The sequence below is a fragment of the Nesterenkonia sp. E16_10 genome (assembly GCF_017347085.1).
Taxonomy (GTDB): Bacteria; Actinomycetota; Actinomycetes; order Actinomycetales; family Micrococcaceae; genus Nesterenkonia.
Map to the genome: position 1 here is coordinate 52,362 of NZ_JADPSA010000029.1, position 26,173 is coordinate 78,534.

A 26,173-nucleotide genomic window follows, 5' to 3' on the forward strand; every position below is an offset into this window, starting at 1 on the left:
TCGCGCATGAGCGCGGCCGGAGAGGCTGCTCCTCGGCGCCTGCCGCAGCTGATGATGATCGTCACGGTCCTGATCGTGGCGGCGAATCTGCGTCCCGCGATCACCGCGGTGGGTCCGCTCATCGAACGCATCGGCCAGGACACCGGCCTGGGTCCGGCAGCCCTTGGGCTCCTCGGCGCCATCCCGGCCCTGGGCTTCGGCATCGTCGCGCTCTTCATCGCGGCGCTGGGGCGCCGCTGGGGGCTCGAGCGGACCATCTTCATCTCGCTGCTGCTGCTGGGACTCGGCACGCTGCTGCGGTCGCTGCCCCTGGGCGCCTTCTCGCTCTTTGCCGGGACGGTCATCCTCAGCGCCGCCATCGGGGTGGCCAATGTGCTGGTCCCCGCGGTGGTCAAACGTGACTTTCCCGCCCGGGTCCCGGTCATGACCGGGCTCTACACGGCGGTGCTGGTCGGCTGCGCCGCGGTGGCCTCCGGCACGGCGGTGCCGGTGGCGGCGGCCAAGGGCTGGGAGTTCACCCTCGGGGTCTCGGCGATCTTCGCGCTGCTCTCCGCCGGCCTCTGGGGAATCCGGCTCAGGGGGAGCCGGCGGGTCGGCTCCGCCACGGCCCCCGGCTCGCTCGGCGCGATGGTCCCCGACCCCGCGTCGCTCGTGTCGGGCTCCCGCGGCGGGACGATGTGGCGCTCCGCGGTCGCCTGGCAGGTCACCGCCTACTTCGCCCTGCAGTCGGGCATCTTCTACCTGATGCTCACCTGGTTCCCCGCCATCCAGACCTCCCACGGCGTGACCGAGGCCGCCGCCGGGTTCTGGCTCGGCGCGTATCAGGCCATCGGGATCCTCGCCAGCCTGGTGGTGGGACCGATCATGCAGCGCGCCCAGGACCAGCGCGCGGTCGTGGTCGCGCTGGCGGGCATCATGTTCCTCGGTGTGCTCGGCATCTTGTTCTTCCCGGCGGCGATGCCCGCCTGGGCGCTGATCGTCGGGTTCGCCTCGGGCGGCAACCTGCTGGCGGGACTGACCCTGATCAGCATGCGCGCCCGCACCTCGGCGGAGGCCGGTCGGCTCTCCGGCATGGCCCAGGGTGTGGGATATCTGCTCGCCGCCGTGGGGCCGCTGCTGGCCGGCACGCTCTTCGAGTTCACCGGCTCCTGGTCCCCGGTGCTGTGGATCATCGCGGCCGCCGTCGTCGTGATGGCGGTGGTGGGGCTCTTCGCCGGGCGCCGGGTGGACGTGCTCTGATCCCCTGTCCGAGGCCTACGGGGGAGACGCCTCGCGGTCACGCCGCACGTGGCTGCGGGCATGCTCCACCGCAGGGGCCAGTTCGGTGAAGAGGTGCTTGTGGTGGCGCAGGGATTCAAGGACGCCGACCCGGGTGACCAGAGCGAGATGTCGGTCCTGGATGCCCTTCACCAGCACTGTGATGCCGCGCCGTTCCAGTGCGGTGACCATCTCCGACACCACCCGGGCGCCGGTGGCGTCGAGCACCTGCAGCTGAGACATCCGGATGATCACCACATCGACGTTCTGGATCTCGGTGACCTTCTCCAGAACCCGCTCGGCCGCGCCGAAGAAGAGCGCCCCATCCAGACGGAACACCGCGATATGGCCGTCCCCGGCCTGCGCCGGGCCAGGAATCACCTCCCGGTGCACCCCGCTGGTCGCGACCATCGAGCGCAGCGCGAAGAACGCGGCGACGACGACGCCGATCTGCACCGCCTCGATCAGATCCAGGGACACCGTGATCACCGCGGTGACGAGGAAGACCAGGGTGTCGGCACGTGTGGAGCCGACGATCGCGCGGACCGCGGCCACAGAGACCATGCGTGCCGCGGTGACCATCAGCACCCCGGCGAGGGCCGCCAGCGGGATCTGGGACACCGGGCCGGTGGCCAGGTAGACGACGCCGAGCAGCACCGCCGCGTGGACGATGGCGGCCAGCCGGGTGCGCGCCCCGGAACGGATGTTCACCGCCGTGCGAGCGATCGCTCCGGTGGCCGGCATGCCGCCGAAGAAGCCCGAGGCCACCGAGGCCAGGCCCTGCCCGACGAGCTCGCGGTCCGCGTCATAGGGACCGGTGTCGGAGATCGAGGTCGCCACTCGCGCCGAGAGCAGCGATTCGATCGCCGCCAGTGCGGCGATGGTGGCCGCCGGAGCGGCCAGCGCCAGGAGGGTGGCGCCGTCGAACTCGGGCAGCACCGGGGCCGGAAGCGAGTCGGGCAGCGCACCGATCCGGGCCGTGGGCAGGTCCAGCAGCGCTGCCGCGACGGTGGCAGCGATGATCGCCAGGATCGATCCGGGCATCTGCGGGTGGATGCGAGGCGCCCCGATCATGATCACCGCGACCAGCACGACCAGTCCCACGGGTGCGGCGATCTGCTGCCAGGGCACGGTGGCCAGGCTCTGCGCGGCGGATACCGCGGCGTTGGCGCTGGGTCCGGCGAGGACGCCAAGCGCGGCGGGCACCTGTTGTAGGAAGATGATGACGGCGATGCCGAGGGTGAAGCCCTCGATCACCGGCCAGGGCAGGAAGGAGACCACCCGGCCCAGCTTCAGCGCCCCGGCGGCGATCACCAGGAGCCCGGCCAGCACGGTCACCACGGCCAGGGCGAGGATGCCGTGGGCGGCGATTACCGGGCCCAAGACGACGACCATGGCGCCGGTGGGGCCCGAGACCTGCACGTTGGACCCGCCGAACACCGCGGCGATGAACCCGGCCACGACCGCGGTGATCAGACCGCTCGCGGCCCCGGCTCCGGAGCTGACCCCGAAGGCCAGCGCGAGCGGGAGCGCCACGATGCCCACGGTGACCCCGGCGACCAGGTCGCCTCTCCAGGTGCGCGGGATCGCGGCGTAGTCAGAGCGTCGGGGCAACAGCGCCCGGATGGACGCCACGGCCTTCATCGGTGGCCAGTGACAGTGGCGGAATCCGCCGGTGACTCCGCGGCGAGCGCGTGGGCGAGATTCCGCTCGGTGCTGCGCAGGATCTCCTGGAGCAGCGCCTTCGCCACCGCCAGCAGCTCGGCCACCTGAGGGTGGGCCAGTGAGTAGAACATCTGCAGTCCGCGCCGTCGGGACACGACCAGATCGTAGCGTCGCAGCACTGCCAGGTGCTGGGAGAGATGCGAGGCCTCCAGCGCGGTCTCGGCGAGCAGATCGGTCACCGAGACCTCCGGCTGCTCGGCGAGCAGCTCCAACACCCGGATCCGTACCGGGTGGGAGAGGCCCTTGAAGAGGTTCGCCTTGACCTGGTTCAACGGGCCTCGTGCCTCGACTTGATCGTCCACGATCGTCTCCTCACAGCCGCCCAGTAGTTTACTGATTGATGAACTCATCATATAGCGCTGGGGGTGAAGGGTCCACGGGTGCTCTTCCTCCACGTGCACGGCCCGGTCGATGACGGGGTCCATCACCCCGGCCGGGCCGGCTCAGCTCCAGGGGATCAGTCCCAGCACCAGCGCCAGCACCAGGGCGACCACGGAGAAGATCCACATCGGCACGAAGGAGTACCGGATGTGCTTGCCGATGTCACAGCCGGCCAGTCCGAGCGCGAGCCACAGGGCCGCGGAGAAGGGGCTGATGAAGGTGCCGATGATATTGCCCACCAGCACGGCGTAGACCACTGCGAGGGTGCTCACTCCGGCCTGGGTGGAGACCCCCTCCACCACGGGCAGCAGCGCGAAGTAATGCGCATCGGTGCTCAGCAGCAGCTCCAGCGGTAGTCCGAAGACCCCGACGATCAGGTGCAGATAAGGGATCAGTGCGGCCGGCAGGATCGACACGGCGTCGGTGGCGAGGGATTCCAGCATGCCGGATTCCTCCAGGATGCCCAGGAAGCAGCCGGCGGCGAGCACGATCGCGCCAGTGGTCACCGCGGCGCCGCCGTTGATCTTCAGCGCCTCCATCTGGTCGCTGACCTTCGGGTAGTTGATCACCAGGGCGCCGCTGAGGCCGAGCATGAAGGCCAGTGGGGAAGGCAGGATGTCCGAGATCAGCAGGGCAAGCATGCCGAGGACCAGGATGGTGTTCACGGTCATCTTCCACCGCGGGGTTGCCAGGGCGTTCTCGGTCCCGCCCCAGAGGTCATCGGCCTCGCCGCTGTAGGCGTCCGTCGTGGCCGCGCCCTGGGCGTTGCGGTCAGAGCCGCCGGAGGTGGTGGAGCTGGTGGCGCTGCTGCCCCTGCCGGCGCCGGTGTCGCTGACGCTGCTGCCCGTGGTGGTGCGGCTGGTGACGTCGCGGTTCGAGGCGACGGAGACGAGCTCGCGCTCCTGGACCCGAGCTTCTGCGGGACCCTCTACCGGCTCCTCGGCCGGCTCGACGATCTGCCCACCGGACTGCTGACCGGACTGTTCACCGGACTGCGCCTCAACCTCCGCAGCTGCCCTGGCGCGGGCAGCGATCCGGCGCTGCTCGCGCAGACCCAACAGGACTGCAGTCACCACGAGCATCACCAGGCACAGGATCTGCACCGGGATCAGGCCGCGCCAGAGCTCGATCGGATCCATGCCGACCACGGCGGCCGAACGGGCCACGGGTCCGCCCCAGGGCAGCATGTTCAGCACGCCCATGCTCATGCCGGCCAGAAGCAGCAGCAGGTACGGGCTCATGCCCAGGTGTCGGTAGAGCGGGAGCAGCGCCGGGATCACGATCAGGAATGTGGAGGCGCCCGCGCCGTCGAGGTGGCAGACCGCCGCCAGCAGCACCGTCCCCACACAGATCGCGATCACATTGCCGCGGGTCAGCCGCACGGTGAGTCTCACCAGCGGGTCGAAGAGCCCTGCGTGGTTCATGATCCCGAAGAACAGGATGGCGAAGATCAGCATCACCGCGACGTCGAGCACCGAACCGATGCCCTCGCCGAAGAAGTCACCGATCTCGGTGAAGCTGAAGCCGGCCAGCAGTGCCCCCGCAAAGGGGATCACGGTCAGTCCGACGATGGGAGCGATGCGCCCCATGATCAGCAGCGTCGTCATGGTGACGATCACCGCCAGGCCGATTAGGCTGAGCATGATTTTTCTCCTCGATGCGGGTGTGGGGATCGATCAGCGGCAAAAATGTGAGCCACGTGACAGCATGGAACGACTGTGATCGGGCCCACAGTTTTGTGCACCTGCGCGCAATATTGGTCATATTGGTCTCGATCATGACCTTGCGCGGCGAATGATCCGTGAGCCATCAGTCCCGACCCGCAGCATCAGGAGGCAGCAGTGTCCGTGCGGTCATCCCAGGCCCCCACCACTGGTGAGGTCTCCCTGGTCCGTCGGCTCTTCCGCTGGAACATCATGCTGCTCATCGGCGCGGTGACCCTGGTCAGCCTGCTCTGGGGGGTGAATCAGTATCTGGAGGTCCGGGCACAGTACGCGGAGCGGGTGCTCACGATGGCCGAATCGGTGGCCGTCATGGACACGGTCCAGGATGCGCTGCGCACCGAGGACCCGGCCGAGATCCTGGCTCCCTGGGCCGAGACGCTGCGCGCCGCTGGCGGGTATGAATACATCATGATCGCCGACGCCGAGGGCCTCCGGCAGTCCCACCCCGACCCGGCCGCCATCGGTGGGCGCCCCGAGCTGGATCCGGCGACGGTGCTGGCCGGAGAGACCTGGACCGGGGTGGAGCACGGCCACGCGGGGCTCACCATGCGCGCTCGAGTGCCGATCACCGAGGACGGGGGAGAGGTCATCGGCTTCGTCTCTGTGGGCATCCTCGCCTCCGAGGTTCGCCTCGCCTCGTTCCAGGAGCTCCCGCTGATCCTGGGGGCCGCGGCGCTCGCCGTGGGCATCGGCGCGATCGGCGCCCGGATGCTGGCCCGAAGGCTGCGCGCGGACACCCACGGCCTGGAGCCTCGGGAGATCACCGCGCTGCTCGACGGTCGGGAGGCGCTGCTGCACGCCATCGGTGAGGGCGTGATCGGCCTGGACCGGGAGGGCCGCGTGGTGCTGGCCAACACCCCGGCCCGGCAGCTGCTGCGCCTGCCGGTGGATCATCTCGGGCGCACCCCCGCCCAGCTGGGACTCAGCGCCGAGGCCCAGGCGGTGCTGAGCGGCCCGGAGCCGGGGGAGGACCTGCTGCTGAGCGTGGACGGGCTGATCCTGGTCTGCAACCGCAGACCGGTGCGCCTGCACGAGGACGACGGCGGCGTCGTGGTGACCCTGCGTGATCGCACCGAGCTCACCCGGCTGAGCGACCAGCTCGACGGCGCCCGCACCGTCACCGACGGGCTGCGTGCCCAGCGGCACGAGTTCGCCAATCGGCTGCACACCGTCGCCGGGATGCTGGAGCTCGGCGGGGTGGATCGGGCCCAGGAGTACCTCTCCGAGCTCTCCCTGGCCACTTCGGGGGCCGACGCCCAGATCGCCGCGCGAATCCAGGACATGACCGTGGCGGCACTGGTGCTCGCCAAGTCCGTCCAGGCCGCCGAACGCGGGGTGCAGTTCAGCCTCTCCGAGCTTTCTCAGCTGCCTGCAGACCAGCCCCACGAACTGCGCGATGACCTGCTGCTGGTGATCGGGAATCTGATCGACAACGCCATGGACGCTGCGATCTCGGAGCCTCTCGCGCAGGCCCGGGTGGAGCTGATGGTCCGGCACCACGGTGGGGTCACCGACGGGCTCATCGAGGTGCGGGTCATCGACTCGGGCCCCGGCCTGGACCCTGAGATCGCCGCAGAGATCTTCAGCATCGGACGCTCCACCAAGGACGAGGCCGGTCGCCGCGGACTGGGCCTGGCCCTGGTGCACCAGGCCTGCATGCGGCGCGGCGGTTCGGTGAGCGTGGAGCATGAGGATGAGACCACCTTCTTCGCCTACCTGCCGGTGCGAGCCGAGGTGACCATCGCATGAACACCACCGCAGGCACGACCTCCGGCGAGCCCGGAACGCCCGCCCCGATTCCGGTGCTGATCGTCGACGACGACGTGCGTGTGGCCCGGAACCATCGTGAGCTCGTCGACTCGATGCCCGGCTTCACCGTGGTGGCCAGCGCGCACACCGCCGCTGAGGCACTGGAGGCGGTGCGTCGACACCGTCCCGGTCTGGTGCTGCTGGACCTCTTCCTGCCCGACCGCACCGGCCTCGCGGTGCTCGAGGAGCTCCGCAGCGCGACCTGGCTGCGGGAGGTCGGGGTCATCGACATCGTGCTGATCACCGCGCTGCGCGACGTCGAACACGTGCGCACCGCCATGGCGATGGGTGCGCTGCACTACCTGATCAAGCCCTTCCCGCTGCGCCAGCTGCGCGACCAGCTCGAACGCTACGCCGCGGCGCGCAAGCGGATGGCCGCGATGTCCACCGTGACCCAGAACGACGTCGACGCGCTCTTCGGCATGATGCGTCCGATGGGGTCTCGGTCCATGGCCAAGGGGCTGACCCCGGCCACGGCCGAACGGGTGGCCGAGGCGCTGCGCTCGAGAGACGGCGACGTCTCCGCCGTCGAGGTCTCGGAGACCACCGGGATCGCCCGGGTCACCGCCCGGCGCTACCTGGAGCACCTGTGCGCGGAAGGCCGGGCCGAGCTGACCCTGCGCTACGGCCAGGCCGGGCGGCCGGAGCACCGCTATACCTGGGTGCCCTGAAGGCGTCGCCGGGCTGCCAGCGCCGGGGTGCCGATGGCACGTCGATCCCAGGTCGATCCCAGGTCGGCCCCCGTCGATCCCACGCGATGGCATCGGACCGGAATAGTCGGGTGCAGGCTCGGCTCGGGGACCAGACTGGATCCTGAAGGGGGAAACCGTGATCACAGCACTGAACCGCGTCGTCAGCTTCATCGAAGAGCACCTCGGGGAGCAGATCGACGTCGTCGACCTCACCCGTGAGCTCGGGACCACCGAGTACCACCTGCGTCGGATGTTCTCGTCCCTGGCCGGAATGCCGCTCTCGGAGTACATCCGACGGCGTCGCATGACGGTGGCCGCGGCTGAGGTGCTCGCCGGCCGCGACCTGCTCGGGATTGCCGTGAGCTGCGGCTATGGCTCCACCGAGGCATTCAACCGAGCGTTTCGCGCGGTGCACGGCATCAGCCCCGGCGAGGCACGCCGTCACGGTGGCCCGCTTCATCCGCAGACCCCGCTCAGATTCCACCTGACCGTCGAAGGAAACACCCCCATGGAAACTCGCATCACAGATCGACCAGCCTTCCGGCTCATCGGACACGCCGCCCGGGTGCCGCTGATCCACCAGGGCGCCAATGAGCACATCCAAGCGCATATCGCCTCACTTCCCGAGACCGAGCACGCCCGGGTGAAGGCCCTGAGCAACACCGAACCAGCAGGACTGCTCCAGGTGAGCGCGGATGTGGATCCGGACTACCGCGAGGGTACGGAGCTGACGTATCTGCACGGCGTCGCTGTCAGCGCAGACACCACGGCCCCGGAGCACCTCAGCGTCATCGAGGTGCCAGCCGGGGACTGGGCGGTGTTCCGCACCACCGGCCCCTTTCCCACAGCGCTGCAGACCACCTGGGCTGCGACCGCGACGGAGTGGTTCCCCTCAAACCCCTGGCGACTGCGGCCCGGGCCCTCGCTGGTGGCCGTTCTTGATCGCGCACCGGATTTCAGCAGCGCCACGACCGAACTGTGGCTCCCGGTGGAACGGGCCTAGCGCCGGAGCTCGGCGGAGACCGCTGATGAAGTTCCTTCTGTGCTGACTCATCAGTAGTCTCAGGTGATGGATCACCACCCCTGGACCGCGGCAGATCTCCCGGCGCTTCACGGCCGCACCGCCCTGGTCACCGGAGCCAACAGCGGCGTCGGGCTGGCGACGGCGACCGCACTGGCCTACGCCGGAGCTCATGTGGTGCTCGGTGTGCGCGACACCGCTCGCGGCCGCGCCGCAGCGGGGACCATGTCCGGCAGCACCGAGGTCCGTCGACTGGACCTGGCGGACCTGGCCTCGGTGAGAGCCTTCGCCCAGTCCTGGACCGGCCGGCTCGATCTGTTGATCAACAACGCGGGGGTCGCCGGCGGGCGCGGCGCGGTGACCAAGGACGGATTCGACCTGCAGTTCGGCACCAACCACCTGGGGCACTTCGCGCTGACGAACCTGCTGCTTCCGCATCTGAGCGACAGGGTGGTCACGCTGGCCTCCGGAGCGCACCGGGCCGGTGACATCTACTTCGAGGACCTCGCGCTGCGCACCCGACGGTACTCCCTCGCCGAGGCCTATGGGCAGTCCAAGCTCGCGAATCTGCTGTTCACCCTGGAACTGGAACGTCGACTGCGGCAGTCCGGCTCTGTGGTGCGCTCGCTGGCCTCGCATCCCGGGTACTCCGCCACCAATCTGGGACTCCGGGGGCGCAGCAGACCGCTGGTGGCCACCGTGAACCTCGCGGGACGGCTTCTGGCGCAGACCAGCCAAGCAGGTGCTGTGCCCACGCTGTTCGCCGCCACCCAGGACCTGCCTGGGGCCAGCTACGTCGGCCCCGACGGCCGGTGGGAGCTGCACGGCAGCCCCAGCCTGGTTGGACGCTCCGCCCGGGCCAGCGACCCCGTACTGGCACAGCGGCTCTGGGAGGCCTCCGAGGAGCTCACCGGTGTCCGCTTCGGGCTTGAGAAGGAAAGGTCTGCCGCAGACCGCTGAGCGCAGACCGCCGAGCTCAGTCCGCTGGGCCTGCGGGTCCCGCGATCTCCTGCAGCGCGCGCACATGCGCATCGAAGGCGGACCGCCCGGCCTTGGTGAGCGAGAGCCAGGTGATCTGCCGGGAGTCTTTGCGTCCCGCTGAGGACGCCTTCCTGGTAGAGACGTGACCCGCGGAGGCGAGCGTCTTCAGATGTTTGGAGAGTGTGGCGTCGGAGACCTCCAAGGTGTCGCGCAGCACCGCGAAGTCGAGCTCGTCCACCCGGCGCAGCATCCCACAGATCCGCAGCCGGACCGGGGCGTGGATCGTCTCGTCGAACCTGGCCTCAGCCATGCCGCAGCCGGTCCACGGCCGAGCGGTAGGCGATACCGGCGAGCCATGTGGTCGTCACGAAGGCGGTCAGACTGGTCAGGGCCACCACCCAGATCATGCCGGAGGCTACGAGGCCGAGCGAGACGCTGAAGAGCACGAGGCACACTGCGATGATCCCGGCCACCGCGAATCCGGCCCGGGAGCCCATGGTGCGCAGCCGCAGCCCGGTCTCGCGCTGGATCAGGTGGAGGGTCACCAGGATTCCGACCAGGGCCAGCCAGCCAGAGGTGGGAGGTTCGTAGTTCTCGCCGGGGGTGGTGCCTGCCGCAGTGGCGACCCACCAGGCGGCGAGGCCGCCGAAGGCCGCCAACAGGGCCCGAGGGACCTGGATCGCCGATGCCAGACGTTCGCGATCATCGGTCAGGGCGTTCAAGGTCTGGGCGGCATCCTGAGGAGAGGTGCCTGCAGAGTGTTTTTCCATAACGGAAAGTCTATGTGTTGCTTTCCGCAACGGCAAGCGACCTCAGTGCCTTGAGATGTTGGCCGGTTTCTCCGCAATGATCGAGGCGTGGGCTCGACGCCCAGGGTCCTCTCGGCCCTCGGTATCGAGAACCGTGAATCCAGACCCCTCCAGCCGCTGACGCATCGCCGCGGCTCTCCACGAGTACGCTGTGCTGACCTCGTGGGCGAACGGCGTTGCGTCTGGACCGTCGAAGAAGCCGATCAGCAGCCTCCCGCCCGGGCTCAGGGCTCGGTGGAGCTCCTGGAGAATCACGGGCAGGGCCGGGAGGGGAGTATGGATCAGTGAGTACCACGCCAGGATCCCGGCCAGCGAGCGGTCGGGAACCTCCAGGTCAGTCATTGACCCCACTCGGAACGGCACGCTGGAGAACCGGGCTCGCGCGTGACCGATGAACTCGGGCACTAGATCCAGGCCAGAGATGTCGAGGCCGCGCGAGTTCAGGTGGGCAGTCCAGTGGCCCGGACCGCATCCCGCGTCGAGGACCGGACCGGTGGGAAGCTCACCGGCCCACGCGGTGATCCTCTCGCGATCACGGGGGTCCATCTGTGCGAGGGTGCCCAGCGCCGAAGAGTACTCGGCGGCCCGTCGGCCATAGGCCACGCGCAGGTCTTCGTCACCGGTCATCACGAGCGATCTTGAGCGCGACGAATCAGGGCTGCGCGATCTGGGGTGCGTCCCATTCCGGGCGATGCTTCTCCGGCTTGGATCCGCGGGCCATCAGGATCAGGAAGGCGATGTCGCCGAGGACGGGGATGAAGGAGATGAAGAACATCGGGCCCGGGAGCCCGGTGTCGTGGAAGCGACGCCAGGTCACGGCCAGCAGCGGGGAGATGGTCGCGGCCCAGATCAGCAGCAGCAGGAGCCCGGCGATGGCGACGATCGCGCCGGCAGTGCCTTCGAACCAGATCTGGTAGGAGAACTCCGGCTGGCCTGCTGGGTTATAGGCCTCGGTGACGATGTCCTCCGAGAAGGAGGTGGAGACGACGATCGCGGTGGCGATGATGATGGCCCAATGGATGAGGAAGAGCATCAGCCAGGGCCACCAGAACTCTCCGCGCGTGGAGTAGCCCTTGAACTGGGCATAGTTCTTGAAGAACGCCGCGATGCATGCCTTGGGGCCATGTGGAGACGGGCGCCCTGCGACAGGTGCATTCGGTGAGGGGTCATACGCGTAGTCAGTCATGGAGTCTCCTGAGGGGCCGGTCCGCGGGACGTGGAGTGGCAGTGTCGAACAATTCCCCACACACGTGCAGGGGGAACCCCTGACCGAGCATCACCATCGATGCCGATCAGCGCCCTCGAGGACGGTCTGACCTGCAGGTATCGAAGTGTTCTGAGCGCCACGATCACTGAAACTAGCCTGAACAAAACATGCGCGTCAACAGGATCGGTGTGCCAGGCCTGGGTCTCAGCTGCGGCGGAACGGCCACGACGGGCCTGTATCGCCGCCGTGACGCGGATCGATGCAGTTGCCCTGCGCAATTAAAATTTCTTGCCCGAAACGGGGTGTGAGCCCTTTGGCCGGGGTGCCAGCAGCCAAGAGCCATGAGTCGTGGCTGGAGACGAACTCCCCGACGCTCAGAGCACCGGGCGCAGCGGGATCAGCGCCCACTCCGTGGCGCGCGCCATCGGGTGACGTTCACGCCAGGTATCGGCACGCACGACCTCACAGTGCTCACGGTCGCTCTCGAACACCTTCTGCATCTCCGAGGCGAACCCTGGATCGATGACCTCGACATTGGACTCGTAGTTGAATGACAGCGACAGCCTGTCGATGTTGGCGGTGCCGATCGTCGACCACTCGCCGTCGATCGTCGCGGTCTTGGAGTGCATCATGCTGCTCGCGTAGAGCAGTATGGAGATGCCCGAGTCGAGCATCTCCCCGAAGAAGCCACGGGACACCCAGTCGGCGAGGACGTGGTTGGAGTCCTTGGGCACCATGACCTGGACGTCCACGCCGCGCTCCGCGGCCAGCTTCAAGGCCCGCAGGATCTGCTGGTCGGGGATGAAGTAGGGGGTCGAGATCCAGATCCGCTCATTGGCCCGCTCGATGGCCTTCAGGTACATGTTCCGGATCGGGTAGACCAGGTCCACCGGCAGGTTGGCGACCACGCGGACCGAGGGATCCCAGCTGTCCGGGGCGATCCATGGGATCTGATCCTCTGCGGGTCGATCCTCGTTCCACAGCCGAGCGATCGTCTGGCGGAGCCCCCCAGACGGCGGGGCCCACCTCGCGCAGGTGGGTGTCGCGCCACTTCTTCGCGTAGAGCGAGCCGATGTTGTATCCACCGACGAAGCCGACCTCGTCGTCGATGACCAGGATCTTGGAGTGGTTGAAGCCGGTGGACCGGATGGGCGCCTTCCAGAAGCTTCTTCCTGCCGCGGGCATGCGGAAGACACGGATGTCAGCATCGAGCTGCGCGTAGAAGGAGTGCGACACCACCAGATTGGCGAATCCGTCATAGATGATGAAGACCTTCACTCCGCGACGAGCCGCCGCGTTGAAGGCATCGATGAACTGCTGACCGACCGCATCGCTCTTCCAGATGTAGGTCTTCATCAGAATCACGTCTTCGGCTGATTCGATGGCTTCGAGCATGTCCCTATAGAGCGATTCACCGTCGGTGTAGATGCGCATCGGGGACTCTTCGACCTCGGTGTTGAACGTTCCTGGGCGCGGCGCGTTCCGGTCCTTGCGCTGGCCATGCTTGAACAGGTCCAGGGCCACCACCGAGAGGGCTGCCAGCGTCGGAACCGCCAGGGCGGAGGCCGCGACCGCAATTGGCAGCGTCTTGCGCGGCGATCGGGCGCCGACCAGGTGGCGCTTGTGCATCAGGAAGCTCATGATGCCACTCTAATTGGCCGCAGGTCCCCATGCGGGGCGCCTGCGCCACGCCTGATGACCCATCAGCCGAGATCTCTTGACCTGGTGCCCGCCAGGGTCTCTCATGGAGTCATCGACTGGGTCCGTGTCACCTTCTCCACAGCAGGGTTCCGGCCAGTGGGACCCAGACGGCCGCACCCGGAAGAGAGCCTGTCATGGTGCGCATGCTGCTGCAGGCCGCGATCAATGTGGTGATGGCCGCCGTCGCCTTTCTGGTGGCCGGAACCTTGATCGACGGCGTCACCCTCGAACCGGTGGGATTCGTCACCGCCGTCGTGGTCTTCGTCCTGGCGCAGGCCGTCCTGGGGCCCTTCGTGTTCAACATGGCCCGTCAGTACGCCTCCGCCATCCTCGGCGCGGTCGGCCTGGTCTCCACCCTGCTGGCCGTATGGGTGGCGACCCTGGTGACCGACGGTCTCACGCTTTCCACGCCGATGGCCTGGATCTTGACCCCCCTGGTGGTCTGGATCGTCACGGCCCTGGGGACCTGGATCCTCGGGTACCTGGTGCTCAAGCGCTGGTGGGACAAGCGCGCCGAGGAGAAGAACATCCGGCAGGCTCTGCGCTGATCCCGATGCTGGCGTTGACCAGCCACGCCGGTGATCCTGGATAGAAGGACGTCACCGAGATGCCTGGAATGACCGGACAAGAAGCACCGACCGTCGCCGGGCTGCTGCGATTATCGGTCCCGGCCATTCTGGTCGGTGCGGTCTCGGCCCTGAGTCTGTTCCTGGTGGAGGAGACCGCGCATCTGTTGGAGCACGCCCTCTGGGTGGACCTCCCCGGACTCTTGGACCTCGATCCAGACTCGGGCTGGTGGATCTTCGCGGTCTTGAGCGCCACCGGACTTGCGGTCGGAGCCGTCTGCACCTTCGTCCCGGGTCGTGGGGGACGTGACTCCGCGACCGTGGAGCTCCTGGCCCCGCCGCTGCCGCTGTCCGCCGTGCCGGGTCTTCTCCTGGCGAGTCTGCTGGTGCTGGCCGGTGGCGTCAGTCTCGGTCCGGAGTCACCCATCATCGCGATCAACACCGCAATCCTGGTGGCATTGACCCTCCGGCTCTGGCCGGGCATCGAGGTGAAGCTCGTGGTGCTGATGACGGGTGCCGGCACCATCGGCGCACTGTTCGGCACGCCCGTGGCCGCCGCGCTGGTGCTGACCGGTGTGGTGGCCGCGGCCGCCGGCGGGGGCGCGCTCTGGGACCGGCTCTTCCTGCCGCTGCTCGCCGCGGCGACCGGCTCGTTGACGATGCGGATGCTCGACGGCCCGCAGTTCGGACCTACCGAGATACCACCGCTCGGGGTGCCACAGCTCTCGGACCTGCTGCTCGGCGCCGTCGTCGCCTGTGCCGCCGCACTGGTCATTCTCGCCGGAGCCGCCGTGTTCACCCCGCTGCATGCGAGCTTCCGCAGACTGCGCAGCCCGTTGCTCTACACCACCCTGGGCGGAGTCCTGCTCGGTGGTCTCGGCGCGCTCGGCGGCCCGGTGACCCTGTTCAAAGGCGGCCAACAGATGGCCGATCTCATCCGGGACGCGGGGGACCTCAGCACCACAGAGCTGCTGCTCATCGTGGCGGTCAAACTCTGCGCGCTGCTCGTCGCGGCCACGGCCGGCTTCCGCGGCGGCCGGATCTTCCCGGCGGTCTTCCTCGGGGCAGCGGTGGGACTTGTGGCGCAGTCGCTGCTCCCGGAGCTTCCGCTGAGCCTCGCGCTCGCCTGCGGGGTGCTCGGCGCCGTGCTCGCCGAGAGCCACGACGGGTGGATCGCACTGTTCATCGCCGTCGTCGTGGTCGGGGACATCTCAGTCCTGGCCGTGCTCAGTGTGGTGGTCCTGCCCGTGTGGCTCCTGGTCATGGGTGCCCCGAAGATGCTGGTTCCCGTGGTGTCGAAGCAGGGGGCATCAGGGTCAAGTGTCTGAACGGTGATCGGGTGAATCAGCATATGCCGTGTGGCACAATCACCGTCGTCCCAGGTGCACGCGGAAGGAACTGGCATGACGACTCGACCATCAGCTCTCGAGTACGTGCGGGATGCGCTCATCGCGCTCGCGGTCCTTGCCGGGGGCATCGCGATCTTCGGCAGCGACATCACGATCTCTCGCAACCCCGTGGCTGGGGTGCTGCTGATGTTGGCGGGCGTGCTGCTGATCGCCGCCGTGATCTTCAGAGTCCGGCGAACTCGTCAGTCCCTCGCCAGCTCAAAGCGTTGAATCAGGTCTCCCGGACTCTGAAGGACAGCAGCCTGCGCCCGAGTGGAAACCAGCCAGGATGCGAACGTGTTGGCCCTCTGGATCTCGCGGCGCGTAAGCCGAGCTCTGTTCGTCACAGCGATGTCGCAGAGCTGAGTGCCGTCGGCGCCCCGTACTGTGGCCTGCACCCTGGTCGAGACCGGGCCCAGGTCGAGTCCTGCGGCAGCCAGCACCGCCCAGGACATCTCAAAGATCCAGGACGCGGGCCGTGGAGCGCTCTTGGCAGTGAATTCCAGTGAAGCCACGCGTGCCCACGGCAGCGAGACATTTAGATCATGGAGAACCAGCTCGTCCGGGTCGAGGGTCATATGGAATGAATCCGCCGAACCTGCAATGAGCCGGTCGCCCTTGATGGCGAACAATCCGTAAGTCTTTGCTGTCAATGGATCCTTCTCGGAGGTGTAGATGTGACTTTCTGCCTCACACCATATCGAGCACCGGGTGTCCGCGTCCTGAGCCTCTCGGCGTGACTCCGGTCTCGTCTGCTGAAGTCCGTTGGTCGGAACAACGCACGGGGCAATAAGGTGGTGCTCCGTGAGCACTCAGACCCCCGCCTCCCAGACTTCTGCGCCCCGGCAGCCCGGGAGCCTCGATCGGTATTTCCACATCACCGCCCGCGGCTCGAGCATCGGCCGGGAGGTGCGCGGCGGGCTGGCCACCTTCTTCGCGATGTCCTACATCATCGTGTTGAATCCGCTGATCATCGGCGCCTCAGCCGACTCCACCGGCAACTTCCTGGGCGGAGGCTCGGAGCCGAACCTGCCCGCCGTCGCGGCGGCGACCTCGCTGATCTCAGGGCTGATGACCATCCTGATGGGCGTGATCGGCAAGTTCCCGATGGCAGTCTCCTCCTCGCTGGGGCTCTCGGCCTTCATCACCTACGGCATCGTCGTGCTGCCCGGTATGACCTGGGCCGATGCCATGGGGCTGGTGGTCATCGAGGGCGTGATCCTGCTGCTCCTGGTGCTCACCGGGTTCCGCTCCGCGATCTTCAACGCCGTCCCTGGTGCGCTGAAGATCGCGATCAGCGTCGGCATCGGGCTGTTCATCGCCCTGATCGGCATGGTCAACGCCGGCTTCATCCAGAACAACGGCAGCACCGGACTGGAGCTCGGCGTCGGGGGCTCGCTCTACGGCTGGCCGATCTTCATCTTCCTCATCGCGATGTTCGCGCTGTTCGCCATGTGGGCGGCCAAGGTCCGCGGCGCCATCCTCTACTCGATCGTGGGGGCCACGGTGCTCGCGATCACCCTGGAATCGGTGTTCCGGATCGGTCCGCAGACCGCCGCAGACGGCACCGAGAACCCCTACGGCTGGGGCCTGACCGTGCCGACGCTGAACCAGGACTGGCTGACCATGCCGGATCTGAGCCTGATCGGTGACTTCAACCTGCTGGGCTCCTGGCAGAGCATCGGCGTGGTCGCGGCCACCCTCGCGATCTTCACCCTGCTGCTGGCCAACTTCTTCGACCTGCTGGGCACCATGGTGGGCGTCTCCAACGCCGGCGGGATCAAGGACGCCGACGGCGAGATCCCGCACTCGCGCCGGATCATGGTCGCCGACGCGGTGGGCACCATCGGCGGCGGCGTGGGCTCGACCTCGGTGAACTCCGGATTCATCGAGTCCACCGTGGGCGTGGGCGACGGCGCCCGGACCGGTCTGGCCAACGTGGTCACCGGCGTGCTCTTCCTGGCCACCATCGTGCTGGCTCCGCTGGCCGCCGTGATCCCCACCGAGGCCGCCTCGGCCACGCTGGTGCTGGTCGGCTTCCTGATGATGCAGCAGATCGTGCGGATCGACTGGACCGATGTGGAGATGGCGATCCCCGCCTTCATGACCATCGTGGTCATGCCGTTCTCCTACTCGATCACCAACGGCATCGGGGCGGGCTTCATCAGCTACGTGGCGATCAGGGTGTTCCGCGGCAAATGGCGTGAGGTCCACCCGCTGATGTATGTCACCGCGGCGCTGTTCGTGCTCTACTTCGTCTCCGGGCCCATCCAGGAGGCCCTCGGCGTCGGCTGATCCCGCTGCCTCACCTGAGCCGGCCCTCCCGAAGACCTGAGGGCGTCATCCGCCCCGGCTCCGAAGCCCCTGCCGAAGATGGGACCTAAGGTCCTGGTGCATTCCTGAGCGGCGGAGAGAGGATGGTGCCGTGAAGGGAGAACGAGATCATGGATGTTGTCATCGTCTACGAGTCAGCCTGGGGAAACACCAAGATCATCGCTGAGGCGGTGGCGGACGGACTGGCTGCCACCATCGATGTCGGGACGATCCTCGAGGTCGGCTCCGCCCCGCCTGCCGACACGGTCACGGCGGACCTTCTCATCGTCGGGGCTCCCACCCATGCCTTCGGGCTGAGCCGTCCCCAGACTCGCGAAGAGGCCGCTCGGCGCGGCGGTCACCCCGGTGACACCGGGATTCGTGAGTGGATCGGCGCTGCCGGCGACATTCACCTCCCGGTCGCGGTGTTCGACACCCATGTCCGCCGTCCCAACCTCCCGGGTGCGGCCAGCAAGAAGGCGGCCAAGCTGCTGCGCAGCCACGGCGCCTCGCTGCTTGCGAAGCCGGAGAGCTTCTACGTCGGGGGATATGAGGGGCCCGTCCTGCCCGGGGAGATCGACCGTGCCACCAGATGGGGCGCCGAACTCGCCGGTCGACTCCCGGAAAGCATCCATGGGGTCTGACCGGATACCCCGAGGGGTCGGGGTGCTGTGGTGGGAGCGGGCTGCGACGCAGCGATCGGCGTGCTCATGCTGCCCCGGGCCCCGCAGCCCAGGCTTCTGAGCCTCGGCCGCCTCCCTGGCTCGGATGTCACCAGGCTGGCCGCCCGGGGTGAGGCTGTCGCGCTCAGCCAGAGCCGCCTTCCTCGTCGACGAACCACAGGCAGTCCGGTCCGGGCTGGCACCACTGCCCGGCCCGTTGTGGCTGCAGAGGTGCGAGCACAGGGACGGCGGCCCGTTCCATCACGGTGAGTCTGGGCGCCTCCCCGGAGGGCAGGGGGCAGTGGGTCTCCACGAGCACAAGGTCGTCGGCGAGACCGATCTCTTCTGGGACTGGCCACACCGCTGACTTCCAGAGAGCACATGCCTGGATGAGGGTCTCCTCCGAACGGCTGCTGCGCACCTCCTGCCCGGTCTCGAGCGTGTACACGATGTCCGTCGCGGTCACTCGGATACCGGTCACCGGGTGCTCCGCGGCGCCGGGCTCGGTCATGTCCGCATAGTCACCGATCGGATCTCCGACCAGGCTCTCACCGACTGGAAGCGCCAGGCACTGCTCGTCCGCAGCCGCGCACTGCACGATCGGCCCCCGCTCTTCGGGGTTCCACGGCTTGATCGCGACCACCTCGGTGCTCTCGTAGCCTCCGGCGTACCAGATCACCGGGTCGCTGATCCTGAGCGAACCCAGGACCAGAGGCTCATCCCCCAGATCCAAAGCCTGGGTGTCTGCCGTGAACGGGCCCGATCCCTCGCTGTCCTGGATCTCGTGGCGTTGCACCACCGTTCGGGCCACTGCGCGCTCCCCGTCCAGTTCGAACGTGACAGTGTCGTCCTCGATCCGCATCACGACACGCTCCACGCCGTCGGCACTGAGAGCGGCGAAGCCTCCCGGGATCCCCTCCGATCCCTCGTCGGCCCACTGCTCCGTCGTAGGAAGCAGCGCGCCGTATACCCCGTCATCCACCGCGTGCAGATACGGCTGCCCACAGCCGAGAGAACCTCCCCCCAGCAGCAGCACCGTCGCTGCAGTCCATGTCACCGGTGCTCGATCCATGATCTGCCACCTTCGTCGCAAGCACTTCATCGGACTGTGGATCAGCGGCGGGAGGGGCCTGGGTCTCTCTGACTCGGGCTGCACCGGTCGGAGCGCAGCCCAGAAGCAAGCATGAGCCGACCATCACCGCATCTGCACGACTCCTGCCATCTAGGTGTCACCACCCTCGTGACTCAGCACACCTAGCGCCAGGGGACCGAGAATTCTGCGTGGTGCTTCTCCGGAGCGGAGGCCCGCGTGAGCAGAATGAGCACCACGAACCATCCGAGGACGGGAACGAACCCGAGAAAGAACATCGAGCCGGGGAGTCCGGAGTCGTGGAGTCGGCGCCAGGTGACAGCGAGCAGCGGGATGATGGTGAGCGCCGCGATGAGCAGGTGCAGCACGACGATGGCGGCCGCGAAGACCGCGCCGAAACCTTCGAACCAGACGCTGGGAGACAGGCCGGTGATCCCGAACAGGTCCTGCGCGTCGGTCACCATATCCTCGGCGAACAGCGTGCTGAGGGTGATGACCGCCGTCATCCCGATGGCGGCATGGACGAGGGTCAGGAACAGGAAGGGCCACCAGAACTCCGAGCGGGTGGAGTAGCCCCTGAACTGGACGTAGTTCTCGAAAAAGGACGAAAGTGCCGCGTCTGGCCCGTAGACATCACCCACTGGCCACGTGGTCTCACCGGCGTATGACTGCATTGCATATCCTCGATCTGATCACGCGCACGGGTGGGCCAGGAGGCCATATCGACTGAGTCCACTCTGTTCGTGTCTGCGCGCCAGATGAAGAGTCTTTGGTCCCGCCGGGCTCTCTCTGCTCGATCTCCTGTCTCTGCCCGATCCGCTGCGGGTCGGCGGACGTGCAGCCAGCCGTGTCCGTGCCCGACCCTAGGCTCACCTCTGTTGCTATCGAATGTATGTTCGAATACGATGAGGCCTCCGGGCTTCCCATCGGCTTCGTCATATCTCTTGGAGACATGAAAGAGGGAGCTTGCCCATGTCCACTGTTATTCGCCCCGAAGCCGACCGAGCACCTCGCCGCGGAGCGGTGACGCTCACTGAATCCATTGATATTGAATGTGACGAGCAGTTCCTGCCCCATCGGGTGATCTGGAAAGAGCGGAGGCATCTCGTGGTCGAAGCCCCTGTGCGCTGGTACCAGCGGCGCAGCTGGTGGCTGGAGGAGCCCCGCGCCGAGCGAGGGCGCCCCGGGCTGGTGGCTCATGAGATCTGGCGGCTGCAGGTCCAGCTCGAGGCCACCTCTCGCACCGAGACCGCCGAGGTGCACACCATCGATGTCAGTCGGCACCTGGCCTCCGGGCGCTGGCGTCTGGTGCGGGTCCATTGACCTTCACCCACCTGAATGTGGCCAGCTCGTTCAGCAGCCATTACGGCACCAACCGCCCAGAGGAGCTGGTGGCCGCGGCTGCAGCGGATGGGATGACGGCGCTGGCCATCACCGATCGGGACGGACTCTACGGGGCGGTCAAGCACCTCGGTGCGTGCATCGACCTGGGCATCGCCCCGATCATCGGGGTCAGCCTCGCCGTGGAGGACCGCGGTCGGGCCGTGGTGCTTGCCAGCAATGCCTCCGGTGGGTATGCGGCGTTGTGTCAGCTCATCTCCCGCGCCCACGAACGCCCGCAGGGCGAGGCCGCTCGAGTGAGTCTGCAGGAGCTGGCCGAGTGTGCGGCCCCGGGGCAGGGCGAGGTGCGTCGTCGTCTGTTCGTCCTTGCCGGGCCGGAGAGTGAGATCGGTGTCGCCGCGGCGTCTCGGGACTACCGCGGCACCCGGGCGCTGCTGCGCCAATGGCGCGAGGCGCTCGGCGAGGCGCTGCGAGTGGAGGTGGTGTCCCATCTGGCACCCCCAGGGGAGGCGCTGTCCACCGCCCATGCGGTCCGAATGCTCAGCGCGGCTCAGGTCAGCCGGGTGACACCGGTGCTGACCAACGCGGTGCGACTGCTGAGCACCGACGAGGCCGCCACCGCCGATGTGCTCGACGCGGTGCGGGTCCTCTCGGACCTGCACAGCACCACTGCCCTCCAGCCCACCGATCAGGGCTGGCTGAAGCCGGCCGCGGCGATGAAGGCCCTGGCCGCGGAGATCTGCGCGGCCAGCACCACCGCCATACCGGCCCAGGAGCTGCTGACCAACACCGAAGCGCTGGGCCGCCAGTGCCAGCTGGATCCGGTCACCGATCTGGGCTGGGGCCGGCCCAAGGTGCCTGAGACCTCCGTGATCGGGATCGAGGGTGATCCGGATCAGGAGCTGCGCGCCCGCTGCGAAGCAGGCCTGGCGGAGATGCTCGCCCAGGAGAGCGCGGCTGGAGCGAGCGCGCCCCCGGAGAATCCCGACCAGGTGGGTCCGCCCCAGGAGGACCCGAGCCAGGAGAGCGGGGCGGAGCAGGACAGCGAGGCTCCGGCCCGCGCGAGGCTCGAACATGAGCTGAGCATCATCGCCGATCTCGGCTTCGCCCCCTATTTCCTGACCGTGGCCGAGGTGGCCCGGCTGATCCGCGAGATGGGGGTCCGCGCCGCGGCCCGCGGCTCGGCGGTCTCCTCCCTGGTGGTCCACGCCCTGGGGATCAGCCCCATCGATCCGCTGCAGCACGGCCTGATCTTCGAACGCTTCCTCTCCCGCCGGCGCTCCACGCTGCCCGATATCGACATCGACGTGGAGTCCTCCGAGCGGCACCGGATCTACCGGGCGGTGTTCAAGCGCTTCGGCGCCCAGCGGGTCACCTTGATGAGCATGCAGAACGCGTATCGGATCCGTGGCGCGGTCCGCGACGCCGGGCTCGCGCTGGGGCTTCCCGAGGAGGAGATCGACCAGCTCGCGGAGATCATGTGGCGCTTCCCGGCCCGGGAGTTCCGCCGCGCCCTGAAGGAGAAGCCCGAGTTGCAAAGTCTGGCCGAGCGGATCGAGACCGAACGCGGCTCCGGACGCCAGCAGCTGGACCTGCTGGTGGACCTCTCTGAACGACTGGACCGGCTGCCTCGGCACATCTCCACCCACCCCTGCGGCGTGATCCTGGGCAACAACAACCTGCTCACACTCACCCCGGTGGAGCGCTCCGGGGTCAACGGCCTGCCGATGAGCCAGTTCGATAAGGACGATATGGACCCGATGGGGTTCATCAAGCTCGACATCCTGGGCGTGCGGATGCAGTCGGCGATCGCCTATGCGCTCACCGAGCTCGAACGCACCACCGGGGAGGTGATCGACATGGTCAAGGACGTGGACTATGCCGATCCCGCGACCTTCGCGATGATCCAGTCCACCCACACCCTGGGCTGCTTCCAGATCGAGAGCCCCGGGCAGCGCGAGCTGATCGGCAAGCTGGTGCCCAAGACGCTCAACGACCTAGTGGTGGACATCTCGCTGTTCCGCCCCGGACCCATGGGCTCTGGCATGGTCAAGCCCTACCTGGAGCGCCGCCACGGCTACGAGACCGTGGGCTATCCGCACCCGGATCTGGCGAAGATCCTCGATGAGACCTACGGGGTGGTGGTCTTCCACGAACAGGTGCTGCGGATCTTCGACACCATGACCGGCTGCGGCCTGGACGTGGCCGATGAGCTGCGCCGCGCGATGAGCAAGGACCGATCAGCTCCGGTGGAGACCTTCTTCCGCGCGGAGACCGCCAGGCGCGGCTATTCGGCTGCGGTGATCGACCGGGTCTGGGAGATCCTGCTCAGCTTCGGCAGCTTCGGCTTCTGCAAGGCCCACGGGGCGGCCTTCGCGGTGCCCACCTACCAGTCGGCCTGGCTGAAGACCCATCACCCTGCGCATTTCCTCTGCGGGCTCTTCGAACATGACCCCGGCATGTACCCGCTGCGGCTGCTGGTCTCCGAGGCCCGCCGGCTAAAGATCCCGCTGCTGCCGATGGACGTCAACCGCTCCACCAGCAGCTATCACGTGGAGGCCACCTCGATGGCCGGGCTGCCGGTGTGGGGGATCCGGATGTCGCTGATCGGGCTGAAGGGAATCTCCAAGGCCGAGCTGCGCCGGATCGAGGTGGAACAGCCCTTCGCCTCTCTGGCCGACCTGCGCGACCGGGCCCGGCTGAAACGCTCCACGCTGCGCGATCTGGCCAAGGTGGGTGCCCTGGACTGCCTGCTGCCCGAGGGCCGGAAGCACCGCAAGGACCTCATCCAGTGGGTGGAGTCCACCAACCTGGAGTACGCCAAGAAGCTGCCGGCCCGGCAGGTCCAGGGGCAGCTGGCCCTGCCCATCGGGGATGTGGAGATCGCGAACATGCCCACCGGGGCGGGGGAGCTGGCGGCCCGGGAGATCGTCACCACCGAGCTGGACCTGACCTCCCTGGACACCAGCGGACACGTGATGGACTTCCATCACCCGGTGCTGCAGGCCGCCGGAGTCAGCTTCGCCGAGGACCTGCTCTCGCTGCGCAACGGCGCCACCGTCCGGGTGGCCGGGATCCGGGTGGCCACCCAAACCCCGCCGATGGCCTCGGGCAAGCGGGTCGTGTTCATCACCCTCGACGACGGCACCGGCTGCGTGGACCTGAGCTTCTTCGAGGAGGCCCAGCGCAACACCGGGGAATGTCTCTTCGCGGCGAAGATGCTGATGGCCGAGGGCACTATTCGGCGCACCGGGCCCCGAGCGGTCACCGTGCAGGCGACCCGCGCCTGGGATCTGCGTGGGGAGACGGTGCCGGGACGGACTCCCGCCGCAGCAGGCTCTCTTTGATCTGCACCCCGTAGCGGAAGCCGCCGAGTCCGCCGTCGGTGCGCACGATCCGATGGCAGGGCACGAACAGTGCCGCCGCGTTCATCGCGCAGGCACCGGCCGCGGCCCGGACCGCCCTCGGGCGTCCTGCGCGGGCCGCGTACCCGGAATAGGTCAGCGGCGCGCCCGGCGGGATCTGGCGCAGCGCCTCCCAGGCCTGTTCGCGGAAGGGCCCGGAGCGCTGCTTCACCGGCACGCGGTCCACGGCGGTGATGTCACCGGCGTAGTAGGCCGCCACCGCCTCGGCCGCCTGATCCAGCACCGGATGCGGGTCACCCTGCGAGCCGGCCCGGACCTCTGGAGCCGATCCGCGGAGGTCAGGGTGAATCAGCTGCGTCAGGGCCTCGATGTCCCAGGTCCAACCAGAGGCCAGGACGTGACGCTCATCAGCTACCACACTGAAAGGTCCATCTGATGTGGTGAAGCTGACATGGTGCAGGCTGTGGTGGTGAGTTGTCATGATCTACCGTTCTTTTGATTCTGATCCGGCAGGTCGGTGGCCGCCTGCCAGAGGTGCATCGCAGCATAGGACCGCCAGGGAGACCAGCCGTTGGCATGAGATTCCAGAGCGCGATGTGCGGCTGTCTTCTTCAGCTCCGGGTCCAGCAGACCGAGCCGCTTGGCGCCGGTGAGCAGGACGACGTCGCCGGTCATCCAGACATCGGGGTCACCCAGCACGCGCAGCATCAGATAGGACGCGGTCCACTTCCCGATGCCGGGCATGGCGGTGAGCTGGTCATGGAGCGCTCGAGTGTCTGCTCCCTGGTCCACGGTGAGCTCTCCGGAGGCCAGGGCCGCAGCCGCGGCGCGGACGGTGTCGATGGATCGGGCAGGCAGTCGCAGCGGCCGTTCCGGATCCAGCACCGGTCTCGGGCCGGGACCGGTGTGCGTCGGCGGAGCGGGGACCCCGGCCACGATCTCTTCCGAGGTGGGGAACAGCCGGGACAGCCCCGGGAAGCCGGATACATGTTCGGTGCCCAACGCGTCGACGAGCCGGCTGAGCTGGGTGCGGGCGGCCGACACCGAGATCTGCTGGCCCACGACGGCGCGGACCAGGTACTCCGGACCATCGGCGGTGCCGGGGATCCGCAGCCCGGGGGAGCGGGTGACCAGAGGCGCCAGCACCGGGTCCTCCGCGAGGGCGGCACCGACGGCAGCCGGGTCCGCGTCGAGATCGAAGAGTCGGCGCGCCACCGCCACGATCGCGGGGATGTCCGCCCAGGCGCTGAGCTCGCATTCCAGGTGCAGCCGCCAGCGCAGGGTCTGTGGCTCAGCCAGGCCCTCGGTCGGTGTGGCCGTGACCTGGAGTGCCGCCGGCCCATGGGCCAGCCGCAGGGTGCGCGCGTAGGTGAGCACGTCGTCGTCGAGCCGGGTGGCCTCGACACCGGGGATCGCACGCTCGGCCAGGAAGGTGAAGAGCTCCACCGCGTTGAAGGGCTCCCGCACCGGCAGGGCCAGGCGCAGCGACAACCGTGGAGCAGCTCCAGCTGAGTCAGAGACTCCGCTTGCCAGGGGTGCGGTGCTGGTCCCGGGTCGGTGCTGCGCACGCATCCTGATCTCTCGGGGCGTCGCACCGAAGACGGCCCGTGCGGTGTCATTGAACTGACGCACCGAGGAGAACCCCGCGGCGAACGCGATCTCGGTGATCGGCAGCGACGTGCCGACCAGCAGGCTGCGTGCCAGGTGGATCCGGTGAGCCCGGGCCAGGGCGAGCGGGCCCGCACCCAGCTCGGCGCTCAGGGTCCGGTGCAGGTGACGGCTGCTGTAGCCGAGTTGGGTGCTCAGGGCTGCCACGCCGCCGTCGTTCATCGCGCCTTCGCGGATGAGTCGCATGGCCCGGCCGGCCAGATCCTGCCGGGTGTTCCACTCCGGGGTGCCCGGGGCGGCCTCGGGCAGGCAGCGTTTGCAGGCCCGATAGCCGTGCTCGTGGGCAGCCGCAGAGGTGGAGTAGAAGGTGACATTCTCCGGCTTCGGAGTCTGAGCGGGGCAGGAGGGTCGGCAATAGATCTTCGTGGAGGACACCGCGGTGTAGAACTGCCCGTCGAAGCGATGATCCCGAGACTTCACCGCCCGGTAGCGGCGCTCGAAGACTTCGTCCTGGTCCATATGCTCCATTCCAC

The 26,173-nt window shown here is 67.9% G+C and carries 26 protein-coding genes; 12 read left to right on the forward strand and 14 right to left on the reverse strand.

The window, feature by feature from the left end:
* Positions 1-6: 6 nt before the first annotated feature.
* Complete coding sequence (locus I2487_RS08890) at positions 7-1,239, forward strand: MFS transporter (protein ID WP_207172220.1); 1,233 nt, start codon at positions 7-9, stop codon at positions 1,237-1,239.
* A gap of 15 nt (positions 1,240-1,254) precedes the next feature.
* Here I2487_RS08890 and I2487_RS08895 read toward each other — a convergent pair whose 3' ends face one another.
* The 3 genes from I2487_RS08895 to I2487_RS08905 all read right to left on the reverse strand — a co-directional run bounded on the left by I2487_RS08895 (position 1,255) and on the right by I2487_RS08905 (position 5,006).
* Positions 1,255-2,901: a SulP family inorganic anion transporter gene (locus tag I2487_RS08895; protein WP_207172218.1), complete on the reverse strand. Its 1,647-nt coding sequence runs from the start codon at positions 2,899-2,901 to the stop codon at positions 1,255-1,257.
* The gene (locus I2487_RS08900; RefSeq protein ID WP_345941380.1) at positions 2,898-3,284 is read right to left on the reverse strand and encodes an ArsR/SmtB family transcription factor; all 387 of its coding nucleotides are present in this window, start codon (positions 3,282-3,284) and stop codon (positions 2,898-2,900) included. Before I2487_RS08900 ends, I2487_RS08895 begins: the two co-directional genes overlap by 4 nt.
* Before the next feature lie 141 nt (positions 3,285-3,425).
* Positions 3,426-5,006: a CitMHS family transporter gene (locus tag I2487_RS08905; protein WP_207172214.1), complete on the reverse strand. Its 1,581-nt coding sequence runs from the start codon at positions 5,004-5,006 to the stop codon at positions 3,426-3,428.
* Positions 5,007-5,204: 198 nt separating this feature from the next.
* On the opposite strand from I2487_RS08905, the gene I2487_RS08910 reads away from it, so the two are divergent.
* The 4 genes from I2487_RS08910 to I2487_RS08925 all read left to right on the forward strand — a co-directional run bounded on the left by I2487_RS08910 (position 5,205) and on the right by I2487_RS08925 (position 9,569).
* Entirely contained in the window at positions 5,205-6,836 is a 1,632-nt protein-coding gene (locus I2487_RS08910) for an ATP-binding protein (protein ID WP_207172212.1), read from the forward strand.
* On the forward strand, positions 6,833-7,567 hold the full coding sequence (locus I2487_RS08915) for a response regulator (protein WP_207172210.1): 735 nt from the start codon (positions 6,833-6,835) through the stop codon (positions 7,565-7,567). The genes I2487_RS08910 and I2487_RS08915 overlap by 4 nt, the downstream gene beginning before the upstream one ends.
* Positions 7,568-7,724: 157 nt before the next feature.
* The gene (locus I2487_RS08920; RefSeq protein WP_207172208.1) at positions 7,725-8,591 is read left to right on the forward strand and encodes a GyrI-like domain-containing protein; all 867 of its coding nucleotides are present in this window, start codon (positions 7,725-7,727) and stop codon (positions 8,589-8,591) included.
* Positions 8,592-8,657: 66 nt separating this feature from the next.
* Positions 8,658-9,569, forward strand: coding sequence for an oxidoreductase (locus tag I2487_RS08925; protein WP_207172206.1), 912 nt, complete (start codon positions 8,658-8,660; stop codon positions 9,567-9,569).
* Positions 9,570-9,585: 16 nt separating this feature from the next.
* Here the strand turns inward: I2487_RS08925 and I2487_RS08930 are convergent, their stop codons facing one another.
* From I2487_RS08930 to I2487_RS15740, 6 genes are all read right to left on the reverse strand, one after another.
* The gene (locus tag I2487_RS08930) at positions 9,586-9,900 is read right to left on the reverse strand and encodes a transcriptional regulator (RefSeq protein ID WP_207172204.1); all 315 of its coding nucleotides are present in this window, start codon (positions 9,898-9,900) and stop codon (positions 9,586-9,588) included.
* The gene (locus I2487_RS08935; protein ID WP_207172202.1) at positions 9,893-10,360 is read right to left on the reverse strand and encodes a hypothetical protein; all 468 of its coding nucleotides are present in this window, start codon (positions 10,358-10,360) and stop codon (positions 9,893-9,895) included. Before I2487_RS08935 ends, I2487_RS08930 begins: the two co-directional genes overlap by 8 nt.
* A 42-nt stretch (positions 10,361-10,402) precedes the next feature.
* Positions 10,403-11,026, reverse strand: a complete 624-nt coding sequence (locus I2487_RS08940) for a class I SAM-dependent DNA methyltransferase (protein ID WP_207172200.1) — start codon at positions 11,024-11,026, stop codon at positions 10,403-10,405.
* A gap of 25 nt (positions 11,027-11,051) precedes the next feature.
* Positions 11,052-11,585: a DUF805 domain-containing protein gene (locus tag I2487_RS08945; protein ID WP_207172198.1), complete on the reverse strand. Its 534-nt coding sequence runs from the start codon at positions 11,583-11,585 to the stop codon at positions 11,052-11,054.
* Between the two features lie 395 nt (positions 11,586-11,980).
* A complete protein-coding gene (locus tag I2487_RS15735) occupies positions 11,981-12,469 on the reverse strand; it encodes a phospholipase D-like domain-containing protein (RefSeq protein ID WP_345941381.1) in 489 nt (162 codons plus the stop codon).
* Positions 12,438-13,247 carry a phospholipase D-like domain-containing protein gene (locus I2487_RS15740; protein ID WP_345941382.1) on the reverse strand — a complete coding sequence of 270 codons (810 nt, stop codon included), beginning with the start codon at positions 13,245-13,247 and terminating at the stop codon, positions 12,438-12,440. Before I2487_RS15740 ends, I2487_RS15735 begins: the two co-directional genes overlap by 32 nt.
* Positions 13,248-13,441: 194 nt before the next feature.
* Here I2487_RS15740 and I2487_RS08955 point away from each other — a divergent pair, with 194 nt between their 5' ends.
* The 3 genes from I2487_RS08955 (at position 13,442) to I2487_RS08965 (ending at position 15,492) form a co-directional block, all read left to right on the forward strand.
* Positions 13,442-13,855 (forward strand): phage holin family protein, encoded by a 414-nt coding sequence (locus I2487_RS08955; protein ID WP_255546142.1) that lies wholly within the window; start codon positions 13,442-13,444, stop codon positions 13,853-13,855.
* 68 nt (positions 13,856-13,923) lie between these two features.
* Positions 13,924-15,201 (forward strand): ion channel protein, encoded by a 1,278-nt coding sequence (locus tag I2487_RS08960; RefSeq protein WP_255546143.1) that lies wholly within the window; start codon positions 13,924-13,926, stop codon positions 15,199-15,201.
* 75 nt (positions 15,202-15,276) lie between these two features.
* Positions 15,277-15,492, forward strand: a complete 216-nt coding sequence (locus I2487_RS08965) for a hypothetical protein (protein WP_207172194.1) — start codon at positions 15,277-15,279, stop codon at positions 15,490-15,492.
* Here the strand turns inward: I2487_RS08965 and I2487_RS08970 are convergent.
* Positions 15,465-15,893, reverse strand: coding sequence for a hypothetical protein (locus I2487_RS08970; RefSeq protein WP_207172192.1), 429 nt, complete (start codon positions 15,891-15,893; stop codon positions 15,465-15,467). The two genes, I2487_RS08965 and I2487_RS08970, sit on opposite strands and share 28 nt — an antisense overlap.
* Positions 15,894-16,065: 172 nt before the next feature.
* Here I2487_RS08970 and I2487_RS08975 point away from each other — a divergent pair, with 172 nt between their 5' ends.
* Positions 16,066-17,556, forward strand: coding sequence for a solute carrier family 23 protein (locus I2487_RS08975; RefSeq protein ID WP_207172190.1), 1,491 nt, complete (start codon positions 16,066-16,068; stop codon positions 17,554-17,556).
* A gap of 149 nt (positions 17,557-17,705) precedes the next feature.
* Positions 17,706-18,218 carry a flavodoxin family protein gene (locus tag I2487_RS08980; protein ID WP_218624328.1) on the forward strand — a complete coding sequence of 171 codons (513 nt, stop codon included), beginning with the start codon at positions 17,706-17,708 and terminating at the stop codon, positions 18,216-18,218.
* Between the two features lie 163 nt (positions 18,219-18,381).
* Here the strand turns inward: I2487_RS08980 and I2487_RS08985 are convergent, their stop codons facing one another.
* Entirely contained in the window at positions 18,382-19,293 is a 912-nt protein-coding gene (locus I2487_RS08985) for a hypothetical protein (protein ID WP_207172188.1), read from the reverse strand.
* Between the two features lie 197 nt (positions 19,294-19,490).
* Positions 19,491-20,000 (reverse strand): DUF805 domain-containing protein, encoded by a 510-nt coding sequence (locus I2487_RS08990; protein ID WP_207172186.1) that lies wholly within the window; start codon positions 19,998-20,000, stop codon positions 19,491-19,493.
* 298 nt (positions 20,001-20,298) lie between these two features.
* Here I2487_RS08990 and I2487_RS08995 point away from each other — a divergent pair, with 298 nt between their 5' ends.
* Both I2487_RS08995 and I2487_RS09000 read left to right on the forward strand, forming a co-directional pair.
* A complete protein-coding gene (locus tag I2487_RS08995; RefSeq protein WP_207172184.1) occupies positions 20,299-20,649 on the forward strand; it encodes a hypothetical protein in 351 nt (116 codons plus the stop codon).
* Positions 20,646-24,014 (forward strand): DNA polymerase III subunit alpha, encoded by a 3,369-nt coding sequence (locus I2487_RS09000; protein ID WP_255546145.1) that lies wholly within the window; start codon positions 20,646-20,648, stop codon positions 24,012-24,014. The genes I2487_RS08995 and I2487_RS09000 overlap by 4 nt, the downstream gene beginning before the upstream one ends.
* Here the strand turns inward: I2487_RS09000 and I2487_RS09005 are convergent.
* Both I2487_RS09005 and I2487_RS09010 read right to left on the reverse strand, forming a co-directional pair.
* On the reverse strand, positions 23,932-24,513 hold the full coding sequence (locus tag I2487_RS09005) for a methylated-DNA--[protein]-cysteine S-methyltransferase (RefSeq protein WP_207172182.1): 582 nt from the start codon (positions 24,511-24,513) through the stop codon (positions 23,932-23,934). The two genes, I2487_RS09000 and I2487_RS09005, sit on opposite strands and share 83 nt — an antisense overlap.
* On the reverse strand, positions 24,510-26,159 hold the full coding sequence (locus I2487_RS09010; RefSeq protein WP_207172180.1) for a DNA-3-methyladenine glycosylase 2 family protein: 1,650 nt from the start codon (positions 26,157-26,159) through the stop codon (positions 24,510-24,512). Before I2487_RS09010 ends, I2487_RS09005 begins: the two co-directional genes overlap by 4 nt.
* Positions 26,160-26,173: the final 14 nt, after the last annotated feature.